Source organism: Vicinamibacterales bacterium, assembly GCA_036504215.1.
In the GTDB taxonomy this organism is placed as follows: domain Bacteria; phylum Acidobacteriota; class Vicinamibacteria; order Vicinamibacterales; family Fen-181; genus FEN-299.
Genome location: DASXVO010000087.1, coordinates 1 through 19,884 on the forward strand (window position 1 = coordinate 1; position 19,884 = coordinate 19,884).

Here is a 19,884-nt window from a genome sequence, read left to right on the forward strand (position 1 = left end):
CTGGCCGACTACCTGATCGGCAACCGCATCCGCTACGTTACGGCCGACTACTGGGACGCGTACGTCCTGGACTTCCTCACCCGAGAGCGGGTGATCGTCGCGTCCACCGGCAAGATCCGGGTGCCCGAGTACCAGCAACTCGTCGCGGAACACCCCAAGGGACTCGTGTCGATCGAGCGACAGCCGTGTGAGGGACAGACGCGCGTCTCGCTCTGGTGCGTGTCGGTCGTGCCGGATCCGCCGAATCACTGAGCGCCGGCGCCCGCTCCTGCGGCGTGTGCTACCATACCCGCCCGATGCGCTGGGAAAGGTTCAGGGAAACGACCGTCGTCTGGACCGCGGCGGCAGCGCTCGCGGTCGTGATGACCTACCCGCTGGCCTTCGGCCTCGGCCGGCTCGGCCGGCTCGACACCGGAGACGGGCGTTTCAGCATCTGGAACGTGGCCTGGGTCTCGAGGGCGCTGCTCCACGACCCGGTGCACGTCTTCGACGCCAACATCTTCTATCCGCACACCGGCACGCTGGCCTATAGCGAGGCCAACCTGGTGGCCGGCGCGCTCGGCGCGCCCGCATACGCGCTGACCGGCAACGCGTATGCCGCGCACAACACCGCCGTGCTGTGGGCGTTCGTGCTGTCGTCGGTCGGCATGTACTATCTCGCCCGCTATCTGACCCGCAGCAGGGCCGCGGCTGGCGTGGCCGCCATCTTGTTCGCCTTCTGCCCATTCATCTTCGCGAGGACAGCGCACATTCAACTGCTCATGACGGCGGGCCTGCCGTTCACGCTGCTGGCATTCCATCGCGTCGTCGATCGGCCCGAGACGTGGCGCGCGGTCGTGCTCGGGATCGCCCTGTGGTTGACCGCGCTCGCGTGCGGTTACTACGGCATCTTCGCAGGGTTGATGGTTTCGTGCGGCAGCCTCTATTACCTGACGGCGCGGCGTCGCTGGCGCGACTGGCGCACCCTGGCCGCGCTGGCAGGCGGAACGACCGTGGCCGCACTCCTGACGTGGCCATTCCTCAGACCGTATTTCTCGCTGACCGGCAGGAGCGGTCCCTTCCGTGCGCTCGAGGAAAGCAGTCAGCACTCGGCGAACTGGGGCGCGTACCTTGCCGCCGCGGGCCTGGGCGACCGGTGGCTGCAGGCGTTCGCCGGCAGATGGCAGGAGGTGCTCTTCCCGGGCATCATCACGCTGGTCCTCGCGGCTGCCGGAACGTGGATGGCGCTCACGCGCCGGGCGGAACGAGGCCACCGCGAGACGGTCGGGTTCTACCTCCTCCTCGGGGCCGTCACGTTCTGGCTCTCGTTCGGGCCGGCCGCCGGCCTGTACTCGCTGGCGTACCGGTGGGTGCCGGCCTTCACGCTGATGCGGGCGCCCGGACGGTTTGGGATCATGGTGACACTGGCCCTGGTCGTCATCGCAGCCCACGGCCTCGCCGCGCTGCTGGCCCGACGACGTCGCTCGTGGGCAGTCGCCGCCGTGATCGGTCTCGCCGCGCTCGTCGAACTGGCGCCGATCCCGCTCAACTACCGCGACGTTCCACCGCCACCCGAGCCATACGTGCTGCTCGCCCATCTCCCGCCCGGACCCGTCGTCGAGTTCCCATTCTTCTACAGGGAGCAGGACTTCCATCGCCACACGGTCTACATGCTCGCATCGACCGCGCACTGGCTGCCGCTCGTGAACGGGTACAGCGATTACTTCCCGCCCGATTTCCTCCAAACGGTGATCCCGATCAGCTCGTTCCCGAACGAGGAGTCGTTCCGGATCCTGCGTGACCGCCGCGCTCGGTACGCGGTGTTCCATCTCAACTACTACGACCGCCGGAGTTGGCCGAAGGTGCTGGCGCGCATCGAGCAGTACCGGCCATACCTGCGCCCGCTCGTCACCGGCGGCGACATCTGGCTGTTCGAGATCGTCGGCTGGCCGTCCTGAGGCCCCACAAATCCCTGCTATCATGCGTCACATGCGGGTCACCCCTCGCGTCCGGGAATTCGTGCTGATCGTTCTCGGTTTCGCCGTGCTCACGGTCATCATGACCGCGCCGCTCAGCTATCGCGCGGCGAGCGTGGGACCGATCAACACCGGCGACGGGCAGATGAGCATCTGGAACGTGTCATGGGTGGCGCGCGCGCTCGTGCTCGATCCGCTGCACGTCCTCGACGCCAACATCTTCCATCCGCACTCGGGCACGCTGGCCTACAGCGAAACCAACCTTCTCGCCGGCGTGATCGGCATTCCGGCGTGGTGGATTTCACGCAACCCGTACCTGACGTACAACGTCACCGTCTGCCTGTCGTTCTTCTTCTCCGCCCTGGCCACGTTTGCGCTCGTCCGCCGGCTGACCGGAAGCCGCGAGGCCGCCGTCGTAGCAGCCATCTGCTTCGCGTTCGCTCCCTTCGTGCTGGTTCGCTACGCGCACATCCAGCTGATGATGACCGCGGTCCTGCCGGTGACGCTGCTGGCGTTCCACTGGTTCATCGACCGCCAGACGCCGGGCGCCGCGATCGCGCTCGCGTTGGCCCTCGCCGCGGCAGCCCTGGCCTGCGGCTACTTCGGGTTCATGGCCGGCCTGGCCGTTGGGCTGGGGTTCATCTACTACGCGGTGGCGCGGGGAACCTGGCGCAATTGGCGATACTGGGCGCTGGGGGCCGGAGCGGTGGTCACGTCGGCATTGATGGTGCTGCCGGTCTTCTCCGCATATCTGCCCCTGCTCGGCAGCCAGGCGCCGTTCCGGACGGTCGAAGAATCTCGGCAATACTCTGCGACCGTGCCCGCGTATCTCAGCTCGACCACGCACCTGCACCGCGCGGTGCTGGATGCCGTGGTCGGCTTCGATTCGGAGCGGATCCCGGAACGCATCCTCTTCCCGGGCTTCGTTGCGGGATCGCTTGCCCTCGCCGCATTCGCAGTCGCCCGGCGGAAGGTCTCGAACACGGCGCCGCCCTCCAGTCAGACGCGGTTCACCTCGAGTGAGCGCGAGGCGGTGGGCTTCTACGCGCTGCTCGCCGCGTTCGCGGCGTGGGCCTCGTTCGGACCGGCGGGAGGGTTGTACACGCTGGCGTACCGATTCGTCCCGGCGTGGACGATGATGCGAGCGCCGGCCCGGTTCGGCACGCTGGTGACGTTGTCGCTGGCCGTCCTGGCCGGGCTGGGGCTCGCGGCATTTCTTCGTGGCCGCACCAGGCCGGCGATGACGGCGGTGGCCGTCGCGCTCGTGGCGGTTGCGGAACTGGCCGCGTTCCCCCTGGATGCCCGGCAGGCGCTGCCCGTTCCGCCAGCCTACCCGATGCTGTCCCGCCTGCCCGCCGGGGCCGTCGCCGAGTTCCCGTTCTTCTACCTTCCGACAGACTTCCACCGGCACTGCCTCTACATGCTGTACACGACCGTGCACTGGCACCCGATCGTGAACGGCTACAGCGATTACACGCCGGAGGACTTCAAGGCCATCGACATCAGCACCTTCCCGTCCAGAACGGCCTTCGGCCTGCTGCGGCAGCGTGGCGCCCGGTACGTCGTATTCCACCTCCGGTTCTACGACCGGCGGAGCCGCGAGAAGCTGATGGATGCGATCTATCGCTACCGCGACTACCTGCGCCCGCTGACACAGGCCGACGACGTGTGGTTGTACGAGATCGCGGCGTGGCCCTAGTCAGGGAAAGAGGAGCAGCGCCACCATGAGCCTCACGACCGCCTGCCGCCATCGATCGGGCCGGGCCTTCCCGGTGTTCGTGTTCATCGCCATCCTGTTCCTGCCATGGCCTGACGGCGGCGGACGGTTCTTCTTCAGGTGCGTGGCGACTACAACTCTCAATCTCGCCACGAGCCCTCTGAGGCTGCTGCGTGGGTTCGATGCCTTTCAGGCCAACCTGAACACGCCCCAGGCAGGCGAATACGTGCTCCCCGGACGGGTCCGGGACATGCTGGCGATCCTCCGTGGCCCCGGTCGTGGCGTGAAGCGCTATCAGCTCTCCGAGTCGATCGCCGCCAACGACTGGGTGATGCAGCAGATCGTGGCGTCTTCCTGGCCGCGAACACTCGAGAGCGGTGCGCACGCACGGTTCGTCCTCGATCGCGATCCGGCGATGCCCGGTTGCAGTGTGATGGGCCGGCAAGGGGAAGTGGCTCTTGTTTATTGTCCTTAGTCTCTTCTCGCTCGGCCTGTTCCTGGCCGGCTGCGTCCCGGCTTCGTTCTCCAGAGCCCGAGGCCGTGTCCTCGAGCAGGTGGGTTTGGCTGTCGGGCTCGGCATCCTCATCGACTACTGCCTCGTGTTGACGGGACAGAGGCTGACCCTCGTCCTCGCTGCCGGAATCGTCCTGGCGTCGTGGGGCGCGGTGAGACTTCTCCGTGACCTCGCCATTCGGCGAAAAGACGGGCTCGGCCGCGGCTGGATGACCGTGGCCACGGCCGGTCTCATCGGCGCCCTTCTGACCGTCTACTATCTTCAGATCGTGTCGGAGCCCCTGCTCCGCTGGGATGCCCGTTCGATCTGGTTCTTCCATGCCAGGATGATCTGGCTCGAGGGCGCGCTCCGTCAACACACCGGCCTGGCCCATCCATCACTCGCATTCTCGCATCCTGACTATCCGGAGCTTGTCCCGGCCCTCGCCGCTCAACTGGCGCACGTGAGAGGTTTCTGGAACGAGTTCTTCCCGAAGAGCAGCCTTGTCGTGATGCTCGTTCCGCTGGTCTTCTGGGTGTTCAGTTTCCACAAGAACAGCGTGAGCTTCCTGCTGCTGGTCCTGGTCTGCTTCTTCAGCCTGGATGCCTGGCTGTGGAACGGTTACATGGACGGCTACCTGGCGATGTACTGCGGGATCGGGCTCCTCCTGTTCGGCCGTTACCTGTCCGAAGGGAGAGATACGGACCTGTACTCCGCGATGTGCGCGCTGGGGATTGCCGCCTGCCTCAAGAACGAGGGGCTGCTGTTCGTCTCGTGCTTCGGGCTCGCGCTTCTCTGGATGAACGTAGGGCGTCCCCGGCTCTTCGTCCGGCAGGTGGCCAGGCGCCTCCGGAGAGACTCACACCTCGTGACGGTGCTGCTCCTCGCCATGGCGCCGACGGTGATGTGGACAATCTGGCGGCATGCCTGGACCCTTCAGAACGATCTCACGGCCGATGTGCCGGGTAGCCTGTGGCGCCTGTCGAGCCGCGTCGCTGACGGCGTCTCTCTCCTGCACGTTCTCGACTATCTGGTCCTGCGGGCGACCGCGATTTGGATGGTGGCTGGACTTCTCGCCCTCACCGCTGCGTTCTCGATCCACCAGCGGTTGACGCTGCATCACGGGGCTATCCTGGCGGCGACGACCTCGGTGCTGTACGTCTGCGGGATATCCATCGCGTACATGGGCACACCGTTGGACCTGGATTTCCATCTGTCGACGTCGGCCGGAAGAACGATGGCGACAGCGAGCATGGGACTGCTCGTCTGCCTGTTCTTCCTGCTGTCGGATCTCGAGGCGGGTGAGCGGCCGGCGGAGACGGCTACTTCTTCTTCGAACTGATCTTCTTCCTGGGCGGGGCGGCGGGCTTCGGCTTCGGCTTGCCGCTGCCCTTGGCCGCCGACGACGCCTTCGATGCGCCTCCGGCCGCCGCACCGGCCTTGTCCTCGCCGTAGAGACGCCGATAGTCTTCGGCCGACCCGATGATCTTCTTCACGTAGCCTTGCGTCTCGGGAAAGGGAATGTCGTCGATGAACTCGTCCGCCTCGAGTCCGGGTCTGTCGGACCTCCAGGCGGCCACGCGATTCTCGCCGGCGTTGTAACTGGCGAGCGCGTAGTGCGCGCCGCCGAACCGGTGCACGAGCTCGGCGAAGTACGCGGTGCCGAGCTGGATGTTCACCTCGGGTGTGGTGAGCGAACCAGCCGAGAATCGCCGCATGCGCAGTGTCCGCGCGTAGTGCCGACCGGTGGACGGCAGCACCTGCATCAGGCCGATCGCGTTGGCGGCCGACTTCGCAACCGCATCGAACGACGATTCCTGGTTGATGAGCGCCGCCACCAGATACGGGTCGAGGCTGTGCGCGTGCGCGTACCGCTTGATGAGCGGCCAGTAGTCCACCGGGAAGATGATGCGCAGGACCTCGTTCGGCAGGTGCGTCGCGTGCGCCGCCATGTATTGCGGGTACGCCCGTTTCATCGCGACGATGCCCCGGCGCAGATCGCCCTGCTTGTTGTAGACCCAGCCGAGGGTTGCGCTCACCGGCGGGCTGTCGCCCCACGTCCGCTGCGCGTAGAGCAACTCGTCACGCGCCTGGTCGTACAACCCGAGGGACAGCAGCAGTCGCACCAGGTCGCTGGTGGGCGGCAGCGCAGGCGTCCCGGTCGAATCCGTCGCGGGCGCAGCCGCCTGCACGGATGTGTTCGCGGCCAGCCGCACGCCGGCGCCAGCCACGCGCCTTCTGGCCAGGCGTCCATAGTACGAATTCAGATAATCGGCCGTCACCACCTGGTAGACCGTCGCGGCGCCGTTCCTGTCACCCACCTGCTCGCGTGCCCTCGCCGACCAGTAGAGATAGGCGGGCCGGTAGTCCGAGTGCGGGAAGTTGGCCGCGGCCGTCTCGAACAACGCCATCGCGTCCCGATACCTGCTGTGCTTGTACGCGAACCAGCCGGCCTTCCAGCCCGCCCGCTCCGCGTGACGCCCCTTCGGGAACTTCGAGAGCAGCTCGCGGAACACCGCATCCGCCTGATCGTCGTCGTCAGACACGATGTAGTGCGTGGCGAGGTTGTTGAGCGCCTCTTCGGCCCAGGAGCTGTCTGGCGCCGAAGCCACGAGCGCGCGTGCGAGGCGAACGTACTCGTCGTGGTCCCCGAGTTCCCGGGTGGCGGTCAGGTAGAAGAACTGCGCCTCGACCTTGCGCGACGCGTGGTCGAGATACGGCCGGAGTCCATCCTGCGCCTGGCGATAGCGGTGGAGGTAGTGATCGCATTCGGCGATCCGCAGCGCGATCAGCTCTGCCTGGTCGCCTCCGGCGATCGGCTGCAGCGCCTCGAGTGCCGGACGGGCCTGCTGATAGCGCTTGGATCCGAAGAGCCGCTCGGCGCGGCCGAGTTCGAGTCGATACCGTTGGGGCGAATCCTTGGCCGGCTGCAGGTCCTTGAGCGCGTCGAGTTCGGTGGCCGCGACCGTCAACAGGTCGCTCGTCGGGAACTCGTAGTAGAGGCGCGCGAACGTCTCGGCAGCATGTGGCCGGTCACCGGAGGCCTGGTAGGCGTGCGCGAGCGCGAGAAGGACGGCGTCTGGCGCCGCGGTCCGCCGATTCGCCAGAGCCTCGTAGAGCTTCGCCGCGCCTGCGTGGTCCTCCTGCGCGACGGCGGCTTCCGCCTCACGCTGGACGGCGGCCTCGGTGAGGAAGCCCGGCACCTGCGCTTCGCGCAGCTTTCCAAAGACCGCCCGGGCCTCGGCCACACGCGCCAGGTTGAGATACGTCAGCCCGGTGAAGTAGCTGGCGTACGCGGCCAGTGGCGTCGTGGCCAGGGACGGGGCACTGACGAGCGGCAGCGCCTCCTTGAACTTCGCGTCCTGGAACAGCCGCACGCCCTGGGCGAGGTCGAGGAGGGCCTTCGGCGGCACGTGTGCCGCGACGTCTGGCACCAGCCAGATTTCCGCGGGATCGGTTGGCACGAGCGGCCGCGCCGACGGCGCGAGCGCGGGGGACACCGGTGCGACGCCGACCGGCGAGTCCGTGACCGACGGCGCCTGCGCGCCGCCCGAAACGGCAAAGCCGGCAACGATCAGCGCGACGAGACCCCAACGCAGGGAACGTGAAGCTTCAACGGGTCGTGGAACTCGAGACTCGATCGTACCAATCACGGAACTTGCCCCAGCAACCCCGGGTCACCGCCGGCCAGCGTGCGGACCATCTCTTCGTCGAAGCAGTCCGCCCGGTGCCGGACCGCCGCCGGGATCTTCTCTTCATACAGGCGGCGGGCGCGCTCGATCTCGGGGCCGAGTCGCTTCAGCAGGTCCCGGTCTTGGCGTCCCTGCTCCACCAACGTCTCGTTGTACAACTTAATCTCGGAAATGAGCAACCTGGCATACCGGCGTGCCGATTCCTCCTCGCGCCGTTCGTCGGCAAACGGCGACGGGCCCGGCGGCCGGAGTTCCGGCATCCTCTGCTGGTGTTGCACACGCGTTGCCAGTGTGGCAGCCCGCGAAATCGTCAGCACTTCCAGCCGGTGCGCGGCATGCCGTACCAGGATCTCGGCAGTCTCCGGCCAATGGCTCGGCACCACTGGCGCGTCTTCGTCACCGTCGTCGGCGTACAGGACCCCGATGGCCCGGCCGCCGACCAGGAGCGGCATCGCGAGGCCGACGCGCCCGGGAGGCACGACGATTGCCGCGCCGTGGCCGTCTGGCAATGCGAGCGGGGCGTCCGACGTGGCCACCGGATACCCCGTGGCGATGGCGCGCGAGAGTGCGGTGTCGCCGTCGACCGGCAGATCGAGCTCCTCGGGCTGAAGAGTCGGCATGCCTGCCAGCTTCCAGCCGCGCAGGCGCGTGCCCCGGACCAGGAGCACTGCCACGCGGGCGACCTCGACCCCCGTCTGGGTGGTCAGGATGTCGAGCACTTCGGTGAGTGACTGCGCGGCGTCGAGGCGCCGAAACGCCTCCACGATCCGCTCGCTGCAGGCCAACTCAGCCTGCCGCTCGACCGCGTGGGCGTCGAGTTCCTGTGCCGCCGCGAGTTGAACCTGCTCGTGTTCGTGCGCGGCAGCGGCGCGCGCCTGCTCGGTCGCGTCCTCGGCGAGGATGCGGGCGCGGTCGGCCCGCACCGCTTCTTCGCGAGCGGCCGAGAGTTCGGTCCGCGCGGCAGTCAGATCCTGCGCGAGTTGGGCCGCTTCCTGCCTGGCTTCGTGCCTGTCGTGTTCCGTCTTGGCCATCGCCGCGGTCATCGCCGCCAGTCCGGCCGCGTCCTCGCCCGTGCTGGCAACGCGCGCCTCGAGCTCCGCCACCACCGCCTGGTGGTCTCGCGCCAGCGCCGCTCGCGCGTCGTGGACGGCCTGGTCGCGTTCGGCTTCGAATTGACCGCGGAGCGCGGCCAGCGCCTCGTCGTGGCTTTGGCTGAACTCCTGCCGATGCGTTTCGAGCGCCTGATCGTGCGCCGAGGTCAGCGCCACCCGTTCGGCATGGACCGCCGCGTCACGTTCCGCTTCGAGTTGACCGCGAAGCGTGGCCAGCGCCGTCTCGTGTTCGCTGCCCACCTCGGTGCGAAGCGCGCTGAGCGCCTCTTCGTGCTGGCGGCCGAGTGTCTCGCGAAGGGCAGCCAGCGCCTCGTCGTGGCTCTGGTTGAATTCCTGCCGATGCGTCTCGAGCGCCTGCTCGTGCGCCGACGTCACCGCCACCCGTTCGGCATGGACCGCCGCGTCACGGGCGGCGTCCGCCTGCTGCACCGCGTCGCGAACGGCCGTCTCTCGCTCCTCGGCCGCCACCCGCAGGACATCGGCCAGGATCCCGCGCAGCGCGGCGTCAACCGGGCCACGGATCTCCTGCATGATCGAGTCGGACAACTGGTTGATGCGATCCTCGAGCGACATAGGGAACTCGTTCAGTGACGGCGATGTGGACAGACTCCAAGCGTATCACCAGGAGTTTCGGTCGATCGCGGTCCGGACTGCAGGGGGCCACTTCCGGGAGCAGAAGAGCCAGGGGCGGCAACCGAGCTGGGGTTGACAACGGCCCAGCCATCGGCTTACATGGAGGTATGCCCCTGATGCTCACCTGCTCGTGTTGTTGTCGAAGCCGGGCCGGGAGCGTCCGCGTGACGAGTGATCCGATGATCGAACGCCGCTGAACGACATCGACCGCGACACGCGATACTCGAGGCCCAGGAGAACGACTCCCGGGCCTTTTTCATTGTAGAAGGAGCCCCCATGGCGAGGATCTTCGACGACAACTCTCTCTCGATTGGCAACACGCCTCTTGTCAGGCTCAACTCGATCACGGCGGGACTGCCGGCGACCGTCGTCGCCAAGATCGAGGGCCGCAACCCCGCGTACTCCGTGAAGTGCCGGATCGGCGCCTCGATGATCGAAGACGCGGAACGCCGCGGCATCCTCACGCGCGGCTCGAAGGCCGTCACGATCGTCGAACCGACGAGCGGCAACACCGGCATCGCGCTGGCATTCGTCGCCGCATCGCGCGGCTACCCGATCACGCTCACCATGCCCGAGACGATGTCGATCGAGCGGCGGCGGCTGCTGAAGGCGTTTGGCGCCGAGCTCGTCCTGACCGAGGGCCCGAAGGGCATGCCCGGTGCCATCGCGAGGGCCGAGGAAATCGTCGCGTCCGATCCGAAGAAGTACTGGATGCCGCAGCAGTTCAACAATCCTGCGAACCCGGACGTCCACTTCAGGACGACGGGGCCGGAGATCTGGAACGACACCGACGGGAAGGCCGACATCCTCGTGTCCGGGGTCGGGACCGGCGGGACGATCACCGGCGTGAGCCGCTACTTCGAGCAGGAGAAGCACCGGCCGTTGTGGAGCGTCGCCGTCGAGCCGGCCGAATCGCCCATCCTGACCCAGATCAGGAGCGGTCAGCCGCTCAAGCCCGGGCCCCACAAGATCCAGGGTCTCGGCGCGGGATTCAAGCCGAACGTCCTCGACATGGATCTCGTGGACGAGGTGCAGACGGTGACGACCGAGGAGTCGATCGAGATGGCGCTCCGCCTGCACAAGGAGGAAGGGATTACAGGAGGCATCTCGTCCGGTGCAGCCGCCCTCGCGGCTGTCCGCGTGGCGGCCAAGCCCGAGAACAAGGGCAAGCTGATCGTGGTCGTGCTGCCCGACGCAGGCGACCGGTATCACTCGTCGGTGTTGTTCCAGGGAATCACGGTGTAGCGCGCTGAGTGATACCGGCAGGCCCGAGTGGCACCGGCAGGCCCGAGTGATACCGGCAGGCCCGAGTGACACCGGCAGGCCCGAGTGGCACCGGCAGGCCCGAGTGGCACCGGCAGGCCCGAGTGGCACCGGCAGGCCCGAGTGGCACGGGCAGGCCCGAGTGGCACGGGCAGGCCCGAGTGGCACGGGCGTCCCGCCCGTGCCGGCTGGATCGCAGCTACTCGAACTCCCGCACGGGCGCGGCCTGATCGCGCCCCACTCGCCCGATCGCGATGTGGGCGCGGAAGTAGTTCTCGCCGCGGACCGGGCACCCCGCCATGCGGCGCAGCAGCGCGATCTGCCCGACGTGCGTGAGCGCGTCGGCGATCGCGCCCTGGAAGATCTGGCCAGCCGGGAACTCGAGCGTCCTCGCTTCGGCCAGCTTGCGATCGAGGGCTTCCAGGGCCGCAAAGAAGCGGTCCACCTCAAGGGGCCATTCGCGCGGCACCGCGTCGTGCCACTCGTAACGCCCCTCGACCTGCCCGGCGGCCCAGTCGAGGAGGTCGCCTATGTGTGCCAGGATCTCGCCCGGTGTGCGCGTGGTGTTGCCGGCGCGGAACGTGGCGAACGACGATGGCGCGTCGCGGACGGTCTTGCCGCCGCGATAAGCAAGCGTGGCGACGATGTGGCGAAGCATCGTCAGGCCGGGATCAATAGCCGGTTGAGTCATGGTGACACGCTAGCCGAGCGGGCGCCGGCGGCGCAACCCCGAACGATCTTCCCCACCAGTCGCGCAACCGTGCAAGCCGATCGGTGCGGCGTCGGGCCTGCGGAAGGAGTAAGATCGCGTCGAGGCGTCGATTCGAGAGAACGGCGACCTCGGTCGTTGTCACGGCTCATCTTCTGGAGGACCTGATCCATGCGACAGGTACCTGTGCTTCCGCCTGCTCCCTTCGGCATCGTCGGCAACGGGCGCGTCGCCCGCCACTTCCGCCATTACTTCAGCCTGATCGGCCTGTCGGTTCGCACGTGGTCGCGCGACAAGCCCGACGGCTCGTCACGCCACGACGTGGCCGCGCCGCACGAGGCGCTCGCTTCGTGCCACACCGTGCTGCTCTTGATCGACGACTCGGCCATCGAGCCGTTCGTCCACGCGTGGCCCGACCTTCGCCACAAGCGCCTCGTCCATTGCTCAGGCAGCCTTGTTACGGCCGTCGCCGAGGCCGCGCACCCCCTGATGACGTTCGGGCCGGACCTCTACGACGCCGACACGTATCGCGCGATCCCGTTCCTGCTCGACGCTGGCCGGACGCCGTTCACCGAACTCCTGCCCGGCCTGCCGAATCCGTCGTTCACGATTCCAGCCGCCGAGCGCCCGTACTACCACGCGCTCTGCGTCATGGCCGGCAACTTCTCGACGTTGCTGTGGCGGAAGCTGTTCGACGAGTTGGAGCGACGCTTCGGCATCCCCGCGTCAGCCGCGCACCCGTATCTCCAGCGGGTCGCGGCGAACCTCGTGGCTGATGCAGGCGGAGCGCTCACCGGGCCGCTCGCCCGCGGCGACACCGGGACGATGGCCGCCGATCTCCATGCACTCGAGGGCGACCAGTTGCACGGCGTCTATGCCGCGTTCGTGAGGGCGTATGCACAGCGTCCGTGACTTCGCGAAGTTCAAGGCCGACGGCCGCCGGATCTCGATGGTCACCGCGTACGACGCGTGGTCGGCGCGCCTTGTCTCCCGTTCGCGCGTGGACGCCGTCCTGGTCGGCGACTCCGCGGCCATGGTGATGCACGGCCACGACACGACGCTGTCCGCCACCGTGGCGCTGATGGCGCTCCACACGCGCGCCGTGGCTCGCGCGATCGGCGACAAGCTCCTCATCGCCGACCTGCCGTTCCTCTCGTTTCGCCAGGGCATTCCGGCCGCGATCGGCGCCGTCCGGTCGCTCGTGGCGGGCGGTGCCCAGGCGGTGAAACTCGAGGGCGTGGACGGCCACGAAGACGTCGTGCGGCAGATCGTCGGATCCGGCGTGCCCGTCATGGGGCACATCGGCCTGACGCCGCAGTCGATCAACCACATCGGGGGCTTTCGGGTGCAGGGCACGAACGACCGCGAGGCCGCCGCGCTCCTTCGACAGGCGCACGCGCTCGAAGACCTCGGCTGCTTCGCGATCGTGCTCGAGTGTGTTCCCGCGGACCTGGCCACGCGCATCACGACCGAGCTGGCGATCCCGACCATCGGCATCGGCGCCGGGATCGGCACCGACGGGCAGGTGCTCGTCCTGCACGACCTGTGGGGCATCGGCACGACCGACCACGTGCCGCGATTCGTCCGCCGCTACATCGACGGCGATCGCCTGCTGACCGACGCGCTCGACCGCTACGACGCCGACGTGAAGGAGGCTCGTTTTCCAGGACCCGAGGAGAGTTACCGATGACGACCGTCTTCGACGCTCCCGCCGCCTGGCGCACCGAACGGTTGGCGCTACTCCGCGACGGGCGCACGCTCGGCCTCGTGCCGACGATGGGGGCGCTGCACGAGGGGCACCTGTCGCTGGTCCGGCAGAGTCGCGCCGAGAACGACGCGACGCTCGTCAGCATCTTCGTCAATCCCACGCAGTTCGACGACGCGGCCGACCTGTCGGCCTATCCGCGAACGGTGGAGGAAGACCTCGCGATGCTGCGGGCGGAGGGCGTGGACTTCGTCCTGATGCCGCGCGAGGGGACTCTCTACCCTGACGGCTATCGCTACCGGCTGACCGAGCAGAGCCTGTCCACCGTGCTCGAGGGCGCCCACCGGCCCGGACACTTCGATGGCGTATTGACCGTGGTCCTGAAGCTCCTCCTGGTTGCGGGGGCTGACCGCGCCTATTTCGGCGAGAAGGACTGGCAGCAACTCTGCCTGGTGCGCGGGCTGGTGGAGGCGTTCTTCGTGCCGACGGCCATCGTCGCCGGCACGACCGTTCGCGAGCACGACGGCCTCGCCCTCAGCTCGCGAAACAGGCGGCTGCTTCCGGACGATCGCCGGCTCGCTCCGCGCTTTTTCCAGGTGCTGTCGTCGGCCGACACCGCCGAGGACGCGGCGCGCGAGCTGCAGGGCGCGGGCTTCGAGGTGGACTACGTGGAGGACCGCGATGGGCGGCGGCTTGGCGCCGTTCGGCTTGGAGCTGTCCGGCTGATCGACAATGTGCCCCTTGGAGGTCGTCGATGATTCTCACCCTCGATGTCGGCAACAGCCAGGTATTCGGCGGCGTGTTCGAAGCGGGTGACCTGACCGTTCGGTTTCGCCAGGCGTCGCGGCCCGGCACGTCGTCTGACGAACTGGGTCTCTTCCTGAAGAGCGTGCTGCGCGAGAACCAGCGCGACCCGGCAAGCGTCGGGCAGATCGCGATTTGCTCGGTCGTTCCTGAGCTGGTGTACTCGCTGCGCAGTTGCTGCCGCAAGTACTTCGGGATCGATCCGTTCATCCTGCAGGCGGGCGTGAAGACCGGGTTGAAGCTGCGGTATCGGAATCCGATCGAAGTCGGGCCCGATCGCATTGCCAACTCGATCGGCGCCACTCATCTCTATCCCGATCGCAATCTCATCATCATCGACTTCGGCACCGCCACCACGTTCGACGTCGTCCGGGCCGGGCGCGAGCACGTCGGCGGGATCATCCTGCCGGGCCTGCGCATCGCGATGGAGGCGCTCGAGAGAAACACCGCGCGGCTGCCGACCGTCGAGATCGTGCCGCCGAGCGAGCTTGTCGGGCGGTCGACCGTGGAGAGCATTCAGTCGGGCTTGTACTTCGGCAACCGGGCGATGGTGAAGGAGCTGACGCGCGAGATTCGCCAGCAGGCGTTTGGCGGCGAGCCGGCGATCGTCATCGGCACCGGCGGCTTTTCGCGCCTCTTCGAGGGCGAGCACGTGTTCGACGCGTTGCTGCCCGACCTCGTGCTCATCGGCCTCGAGCGTGCGTTGCGGCTCAACGAGGGGGCGAGCCGGCCGTGGCGGGCGGCGGAGGCGGGGGTGTTATAATCAGGAGTTGTTCGACGACGGCTCACCTTGTGGGGGCGACTTGGCTTCGACGGGGGTATAGGGCCGTGGGATGCATGCCGAGCCCCATCGACTCGTAAATCCGGTGGAAAACAACATAACTGCGGAACCGCAGCTCGCTCTCGCTGCTTAACTAACAGCGACGTCCACCTCCAAGTTGCCTGCGCGCGGGGGACGGGATGTCAAACAGGCAGGCTGGCCGTTCGAGGGCGTTCCGGACCTTGGATGGCGAGACGACATCGGGACTAGCGACTGGCGGTCTTAGCCTCTTCCCCAGGCTGGTCGCGAATCAACAGAAGAGGACACGCATGTAGAGTCCTGCGGTAACGTGCTCTCGGACGCGGGTTCGACTCCCGCCGCCTCCAGACTTCGCTCATGAATGCAGGCGAAGTCTGTCCCGCCGTAGCAATGCCGAAGGAGTTGAAAGCCGGAGGCATTGCGAAGGCGGACCCCCTTCGCCAAGCGAACGAGCTTCGTCTGGGCAAGCCAGACTCTCGTACTGCAGCTTGCCTCACCTTCGGGTGAGCTTGGTATGGGCACGCCAAACCATGCGCTTGCGCCGCCGAAGCTCGGAGAGCGAAGGCGCGAAGGCGGACGCTCTCCGTCCTCGGCCGATCCTCCCCCTGTCGCAGGTTCTTCCTCGCCCGACGTCTTCGCTGATCGCAGGATCGGCGCACTAATCGACCGGCCCCTCGTAATCCCACCGTATTCGCCATCGCGCCGACTCTTGCATGACCTGCCAGCATGGAATCGCCGCGGTTCGTCTACGTTCTGGAGAGCATCCACGACGCCGCCCGCCAGTACGTGGGGCTCGCGGCTGATGTCGCGGCCAGGCTGGCCGAGCACAACGCCGGAAAGGCTCGGTACACCTCAAAGCACCGTCCGTGGCGGCTACGCGCCGCCATCGAGTTCACAGATCCTGACGCGGCGGCCCGCTTCGAGAAGTACCTCAAGTCCGGTTCCGGCCGCGCATTCGCCCGCCGCCACCTCTGAGCCACCCGCGCTCAATCCCACGTCCTCGTTGCGTCGAAGAACCCGGCCTCCGATTTCGGCGTCGACAGCAGGCGGATCGTGCACGGCATCCGCTCGAGCACGTTCCACTCGACGGCCTTTCTCAACGCGGTGTTCAACACCGTCAGACCTGAGACCCTGCTCACCGCCCCAGCAGCGCGTGCTTGAACACGTTCGCGCGGTGATAGTCGAGGTAAGCGCTCTGCTCTCTCGAAAACTCGCCCACGTCGACCCCAGCGTCGATTCCCCACGCATCAAGGAGTGTGTCTCTCACTTCCGGGACAACGACGAACTGGTGGCCGCTGGAAAACGTCACGTATCCCTCGTCGAACAGGTGATCGATGTGCGGTGAGAGCAGAAGTCCGTTGGCGCCGTCGAGTCGTTCGACATCGGTGGCGTTCCGCCACGGCTTGATATGACTCGCCTTCAAGTGCCTCGGCTCGTTCACGCCGGTGACCCGACACGCCTCTTCTCGCAAGAGGACATTCGACCGGAACACACCTTGCCCTCGCCTGGCCCTTACAAGTTGGTCCCTGAACGTCGGCCCGGGCATCCCGCGATCGAGAACGGTGACATCCAGGTCCGGCGGCTCGGGCGCGCTCTGGACCACTGAGATCGTGGCATACGCGTCCCAGTAGGCTTGGCCGATCAGACCGATCAATGCGTCCGCAAGTGCCTGCGGCAACTGAGCGAGGTAGACGGATTGCAGGCCGTCACCGCTGTCTTGAAGGGGCGAGTATTTGGGCGGCAGGAGGGGACGCAGGATCGTTGCGTGGTCCTTGGGTCGGATCTGGTTGTTCAGGACGCAGTAGTCGACCGGGACGAACCAGCCTTCTCGCGACCAGTTCGAACCCGCCGCACCGAAGTCGGGCTTTGGGCCGGTCTCGGCTCCCCCGGTGGCCAACCCGATTGCCTTGATGCGCGTATCGCAGAACGAGAACACGACGTCGCCGGGCAACACTTGTCGCATGTTCTCGTAGAACTGGTTGCGAGCCCCGTTCGCGTTCTGTTTCGGGGACCACATGAAGTTCCCGCGAACCTCAGCCCGGTACGTCTGGTTCTGATTGACCCACCAGTAGCGCATCGCCCAACGGCTCGCGCCCACTATAGACCTAGCGCGGCCACACAGGCAACGAGCATGGCACGGTCGGCGAAACCGAGGTACGACGGCGACGCCGACCGATTTGTCTTCGACCGGAGGTTTGACGCCGAGGGCGGGCGGGAGGGCGACGCATGACGGACCGGGAGACGGCGCGCCACTTCCTCAGGCTGGCGTTCGAGCCCGGAGACTGGGTGGCCGTGTTCCTGAAGGCGTACGACACCGGCCGCGTCATGCAGCGAGTCGCGCCGCTGGCGACGGTCTGCGAGCCTCGCCGGCAGACGTGGTTGCGCGTGATGAACGCGTACCGGTTCAACGTCTATGTCAGCGTCAATGCGATGACGCCGGGACTCCGAGAACGGACCAAGCACGCGGTGAGATCGGTCCGCCACGTGTTCCTGGATGTGGATGAGGACGCGGAGGGCCTGGTCGAGCGGCTGGCCACGAGGCACGACCTGCCCGCGCCGTCTTACGTCGTCCACTCATCGGCGGGCCGCCTGCAGATGGCTTGGCGCGTGCGCGGTTTCACGGGTGACACCGTCGAACGGCTGCAGAAGCAGCTCGCCAAGGAGCTGGGCGCGGACCTCAACGCGACCGCCAGCTCCCAGACGATGAGGGTGCCTGGATTCCTCAATCGCAAGCACGCGCCAGCCCCCATCGTCACCGTCGAATACCGGGCCGCGAGCGCCGTCTACGGGCCTGGCGACTTCCCCACCCCGGCCGAACCGCCTGGCCGAGCCCGCGAGCGGCTCGCCCCGGCGAGACTCGCGTCCGCTGTCGACCCCAACATCGTGGAGCGAGCCAGGCGGTACCTGGCGGCGGTTCCGCCGGCCGTGGCCGGCCAGCACGGCGACACCCAGACGTTCCGGGTCTGCTGTCGACTGGAACGCGCGCTGCGAGCCGCCCTGGTCCGAGCGGGAGTTGATCGCGAAGCTGGAGCACGCGCGCCGCTACGGGCGGGAGCCGATCGGCGGCCTGCTGGGGAGCGGGACGAGGCGCGGCCATTCACCCTGAGTTTCGTCGACCACGCACGTGCCACACGGCCGTGCGTTCACCCGGTTCGCCAGCGTCCCCAGGACCCTGGTGAACATAGCCGCTGCCGTCGGCCCAGGCCCTCGGCAGTCTTGGAGGATACCGTGGCCAAGGAGAAAGGCAATGTGGTGTCCGTGAAGGCCGTCCGCGCCGAGCAAGGCGGTCCCTCAGGGAAGCTTGCCGACGCGGAATTGATCTTCGAAGCCGGTGCGGGTCCGCTCAGCGGACTCCGGCTCATCGGCTTCGCCGTTTGGGAGCGTCGCGATGGCGGGAAAAACGTGACGTTCCCCGCCCGGCCCGCGATTCTCGATTCTCGACGCGTACAGCCGCCTCGAGCTTCAGTCCTGACCCGTTCCTCGACTCCCGAGGCAGCCGCCCTCAGGGCCCCTGCCTCGGGCTCGTTCGTCCGCGTCGCTCATCGTGGCAATCGTCCACCTGGAAACGATCATGGCGCTTCAAGAAGGACCGGTAATGGACTCCGCAGCCCCTCGCTCTGCCCTTCGCCGTCCCGAGCTCGTGACCGACGCCTCCACGACGTCCGCGCCGGCCCCTGAACCCGCCCGTTTCCTCACCGTGACGGCCGTGTACCAGCTGTCGGAGGCGGGACGGAAGGCGTCGCTTCTGGCCGGCGGTGATGGCCGGGCTCTCCAGCAGCCCAAGATCCAGGTGCCGCCCAATCGTCTCCACCTCGTGAGCGTGGATGCCCAAGGCGTCGCGCGACTGAAACTCCGTCCCCGCTTCGAGATGGACGTGAACCAGCACGTCGTCCGGGCCGACGCTCACCCGACCTACGACGCCCCGCCCACTCTCGACGATCTGTTCCGAGATGCGGCACGAAACCATGAACTGGAGCGCGTCTACCAGGCCGAGCGAACCGTCACACGGGCAACGAAGCGCGAAACCGAGCGGGAACGCCGCGCCACAATCGCCCAGGCGTTCCTGGCCGACAAGGCCCAGCGGGCCCTCTCAACGCCGCCGGTGCCGTCGCCAGTGCACTGCTGCCTCCTGGTCGCCGGCCAAGGCCGCGCGGTCTTCGACGTGCGCAAGGATGAGGGCGTCGCCCGCGAGGTCCCGCCTGAGGCCTTTCGCCGCTTCCGCGCCGACGAGCAGGCGCGGAGGGCCCGCAACCAGCAGGCGCGCGCCGTCCACCTGGCGTTACACGAAGAGAAGGTGCGCTATGTCGCGGACTGGGTCGCCCAGCACGGCACACCCGAACTTCGGTCCCGCCACGCCGCCGGCGTCCTGCCGATGGCGGACGCGATTGAGGCGATCGCCGACCAAGCGTTCGCAGCCGTCGGCAACCTTCCGGTCTACAAGCACGACGGCGCCGCACGGCTTCAGGCTCACCTGCGTACTTTTCCGGAGTACGCCGACGTCGTCGTCTCGCCCCGCGACCTCGTTGTCACAAGTACCTCCGCCGTCAATGCCACATCAGAGCGGTGGGCGACGGTCCGGGCGGTACAGACGGCGATGCCGGACGCTAACGTCACGATTCGATCGCACCGGCTCTCCTGGAAGCGCCGGCAGCAGGCCCCATCACTCACCCTCACGGGCGTCCTCGTGATTCAGGAAACGGGGCCGTTCACCCTCCGGCGAGAGTTCGCCGTGACCTGAGGCGCGGTTCACGGCTCCCCGCCCTGCCAGCGCACAACCACGAAGCGCCCCACGCTGAGCAGTATGGGCAGTCGGGCTCTTTTGCTGATGGGTTCGGTGTCTCAAGAATCCTATGGCGCCCACTTGAAATGGTCCTGACACCTCGCCTGACGCGCGCGTCGCCCGGCGTATCATGAGACATGTGATTGCTGGGACCGCGCCATCGTTGGCCACATCGCGAGCATTCCCGGGCACGCAGGATTCCTACAGGCAAGGGGGAGCTGG

18 protein-coding genes and 1 other RNA gene are annotated in these 19,884 nt (G+C 67.4%); 14 read left to right on the forward strand and 5 right to left on the reverse strand.

The window, feature by feature from the left end; genetic code table 11:
* From VGK32_23365 to VGK32_23385, 5 genes are all read left to right on the forward strand, one after another.
* Window positions 1-252 (forward strand): hypothetical protein (locus VGK32_23365; GenBank protein ID HEY3384712.1); only part of this gene is annotated, 252 nt, incomplete at its 5' end.
* A gap of 44 nt (window positions 253-296) precedes the next feature.
* Entirely contained in the window at window positions 297-1,937 is a 1,641-nt protein-coding gene (locus VGK32_23370) for a DUF6044 family protein (protein ID HEY3384713.1), read from the forward strand.
* A 22-nt stretch (window positions 1,938-1,959) separates the two neighbouring features.
* A complete protein-coding gene (locus tag VGK32_23375) occupies window positions 1,960-3,654 on the forward strand; it encodes a hypothetical protein (GenBank protein HEY3384714.1) in 1,695 nt (564 codons plus the stop codon).
* Window positions 3,655-3,679: 25 nt separating this feature from the next.
* Window positions 3,680-4,147 (forward strand): hypothetical protein, encoded by a 468-nt coding sequence (locus tag VGK32_23380; GenBank protein ID HEY3384715.1) that lies wholly within the window; start codon window positions 3,680-3,682, stop codon window positions 4,145-4,147.
* Entirely contained in the window at window positions 4,131-5,507 is a 1,377-nt protein-coding gene (locus tag VGK32_23385) for a hypothetical protein (GenBank protein HEY3384716.1), read from the forward strand. Before VGK32_23380 ends, VGK32_23385 begins: the two co-directional genes overlap by 17 nt.
* Here VGK32_23385 and VGK32_23390 read toward each other — a convergent pair.
* On the reverse strand, window positions 5,488-7,818 hold the full coding sequence (locus tag VGK32_23390; protein HEY3384717.1) for a transglycosylase SLT domain-containing protein: 2,331 nt from the start codon (window positions 7,816-7,818) through the stop codon (window positions 5,488-5,490). The two genes, VGK32_23385 and VGK32_23390, sit on opposite strands and share 20 nt — an antisense overlap.
* The gene (locus VGK32_23395) at window positions 7,815-9,542 is read right to left on the reverse strand and encodes a GAF domain-containing protein (GenBank protein ID HEY3384718.1); all 1,728 of its coding nucleotides are present in this window, start codon (window positions 9,540-9,542) and stop codon (window positions 7,815-7,817) included. The genes VGK32_23390 and VGK32_23395 overlap by 4 nt, the downstream gene beginning before the upstream one ends.
* A gap of 336 nt (window positions 9,543-9,878) precedes the next feature.
* Here VGK32_23395 and cysK point away from each other — a divergent pair, with 336 nt between their 5' ends.
* A complete protein-coding gene (cysK, locus tag VGK32_23400; GenBank protein HEY3384719.1) occupies window positions 9,879-10,847 on the forward strand; it encodes a cysteine synthase A in 969 nt (322 codons plus the stop codon).
* A 217-nt stretch (window positions 10,848-11,064) separates the two neighbouring features.
* On the opposite strand, the gene VGK32_23405 is transcribed toward cysK, so the two are convergent.
* Entirely contained in the window at window positions 11,065-11,556 is a 492-nt protein-coding gene (locus VGK32_23405) for a hypothetical protein (protein HEY3384720.1), read from the reverse strand.
* A 189-nt stretch (window positions 11,557-11,745) separates the two neighbouring features.
* Between VGK32_23405 and VGK32_23410 the strand changes: the two genes are divergently transcribed.
* The 6 genes from VGK32_23410 (at window position 11,746) to VGK32_23435 (ending at window position 15,857) form a co-directional block, all read left to right on the forward strand.
* A complete protein-coding gene (locus VGK32_23410; GenBank protein ID HEY3384721.1) occupies window positions 11,746-12,486 on the forward strand; it encodes a DUF2520 domain-containing protein in 741 nt (246 codons plus the stop codon).
* On the forward strand, window positions 12,470-13,264 hold the full coding sequence (gene panB / locus VGK32_23415; GenBank protein HEY3384722.1) for a 3-methyl-2-oxobutanoate hydroxymethyltransferase: 795 nt from the start codon (window positions 12,470-12,472) through the stop codon (window positions 13,262-13,264). The genes VGK32_23410 and panB overlap by 17 nt, the downstream gene beginning before the upstream one ends.
* Window positions 13,261-14,037 carry a pantoate--beta-alanine ligase gene (panC, locus tag VGK32_23420; GenBank protein ID HEY3384723.1) on the forward strand — a complete coding sequence of 259 codons (777 nt, stop codon included), beginning with the start codon at window positions 13,261-13,263 and terminating at the stop codon, window positions 14,035-14,037. Before panB ends, panC begins: the two co-directional genes overlap by 4 nt.
* Window positions 14,034-14,846, forward strand: coding sequence for a type III pantothenate kinase (locus tag VGK32_23425; protein HEY3384724.1), 813 nt, complete (start codon window positions 14,034-14,036; stop codon window positions 14,844-14,846). Before panC ends, VGK32_23425 begins: the two co-directional genes overlap by 4 nt.
* A gap of 31 nt (window positions 14,847-14,877) precedes the next feature.
* Window positions 14,878-15,232: a transfer-messenger RNA gene (ssrA, locus tag VGK32_23430) on the forward strand.
* Window positions 15,233-15,608: 376 nt separating this feature from the next.
* Window positions 15,609-15,857, forward strand: coding sequence for a GIY-YIG nuclease family protein (locus VGK32_23435; protein ID HEY3384725.1), 249 nt, complete (start codon window positions 15,609-15,611; stop codon window positions 15,855-15,857).
* A gap of 11 nt (window positions 15,858-15,868) precedes the next feature.
* Here VGK32_23435 and VGK32_23440 read toward each other — a convergent pair whose 3' ends face one another.
* Both VGK32_23440 and VGK32_23445 read right to left on the reverse strand, forming a co-directional pair.
* Window positions 15,869-16,021 (reverse strand): hypothetical protein, encoded by a 153-nt coding sequence (locus VGK32_23440; protein HEY3384726.1) that lies wholly within the window; start codon window positions 16,019-16,021, stop codon window positions 15,869-15,871.
* Window positions 16,018-16,959 (reverse strand): HNH endonuclease signature motif containing protein, encoded by a 942-nt coding sequence (locus VGK32_23445; GenBank protein ID HEY3384727.1) that lies wholly within the window; start codon window positions 16,957-16,959, stop codon window positions 16,018-16,020. Before VGK32_23445 ends, VGK32_23440 begins: the two co-directional genes overlap by 4 nt.
* A gap of 149 nt (window positions 16,960-17,108) precedes the next feature.
* Here VGK32_23445 and VGK32_23450 point away from each other — a divergent pair, with 149 nt between their 5' ends.
* Window positions 17,109-18,560: a DNA-primase RepB domain-containing protein gene (locus tag VGK32_23450; GenBank protein HEY3384728.1), complete on the forward strand. Its 1,452-nt coding sequence runs from the start codon at window positions 17,109-17,111 to the stop codon at window positions 18,558-18,560.
* Window positions 18,523-19,620, forward strand: coding sequence for a hypothetical protein (locus VGK32_23455; protein HEY3384729.1), 1,098 nt, complete (start codon window positions 18,523-18,525; stop codon window positions 19,618-19,620). The genes VGK32_23450 and VGK32_23455 overlap by 38 nt, the downstream gene beginning before the upstream one ends.
* Window positions 19,621-19,884 lie beyond the last annotated feature (264 nt).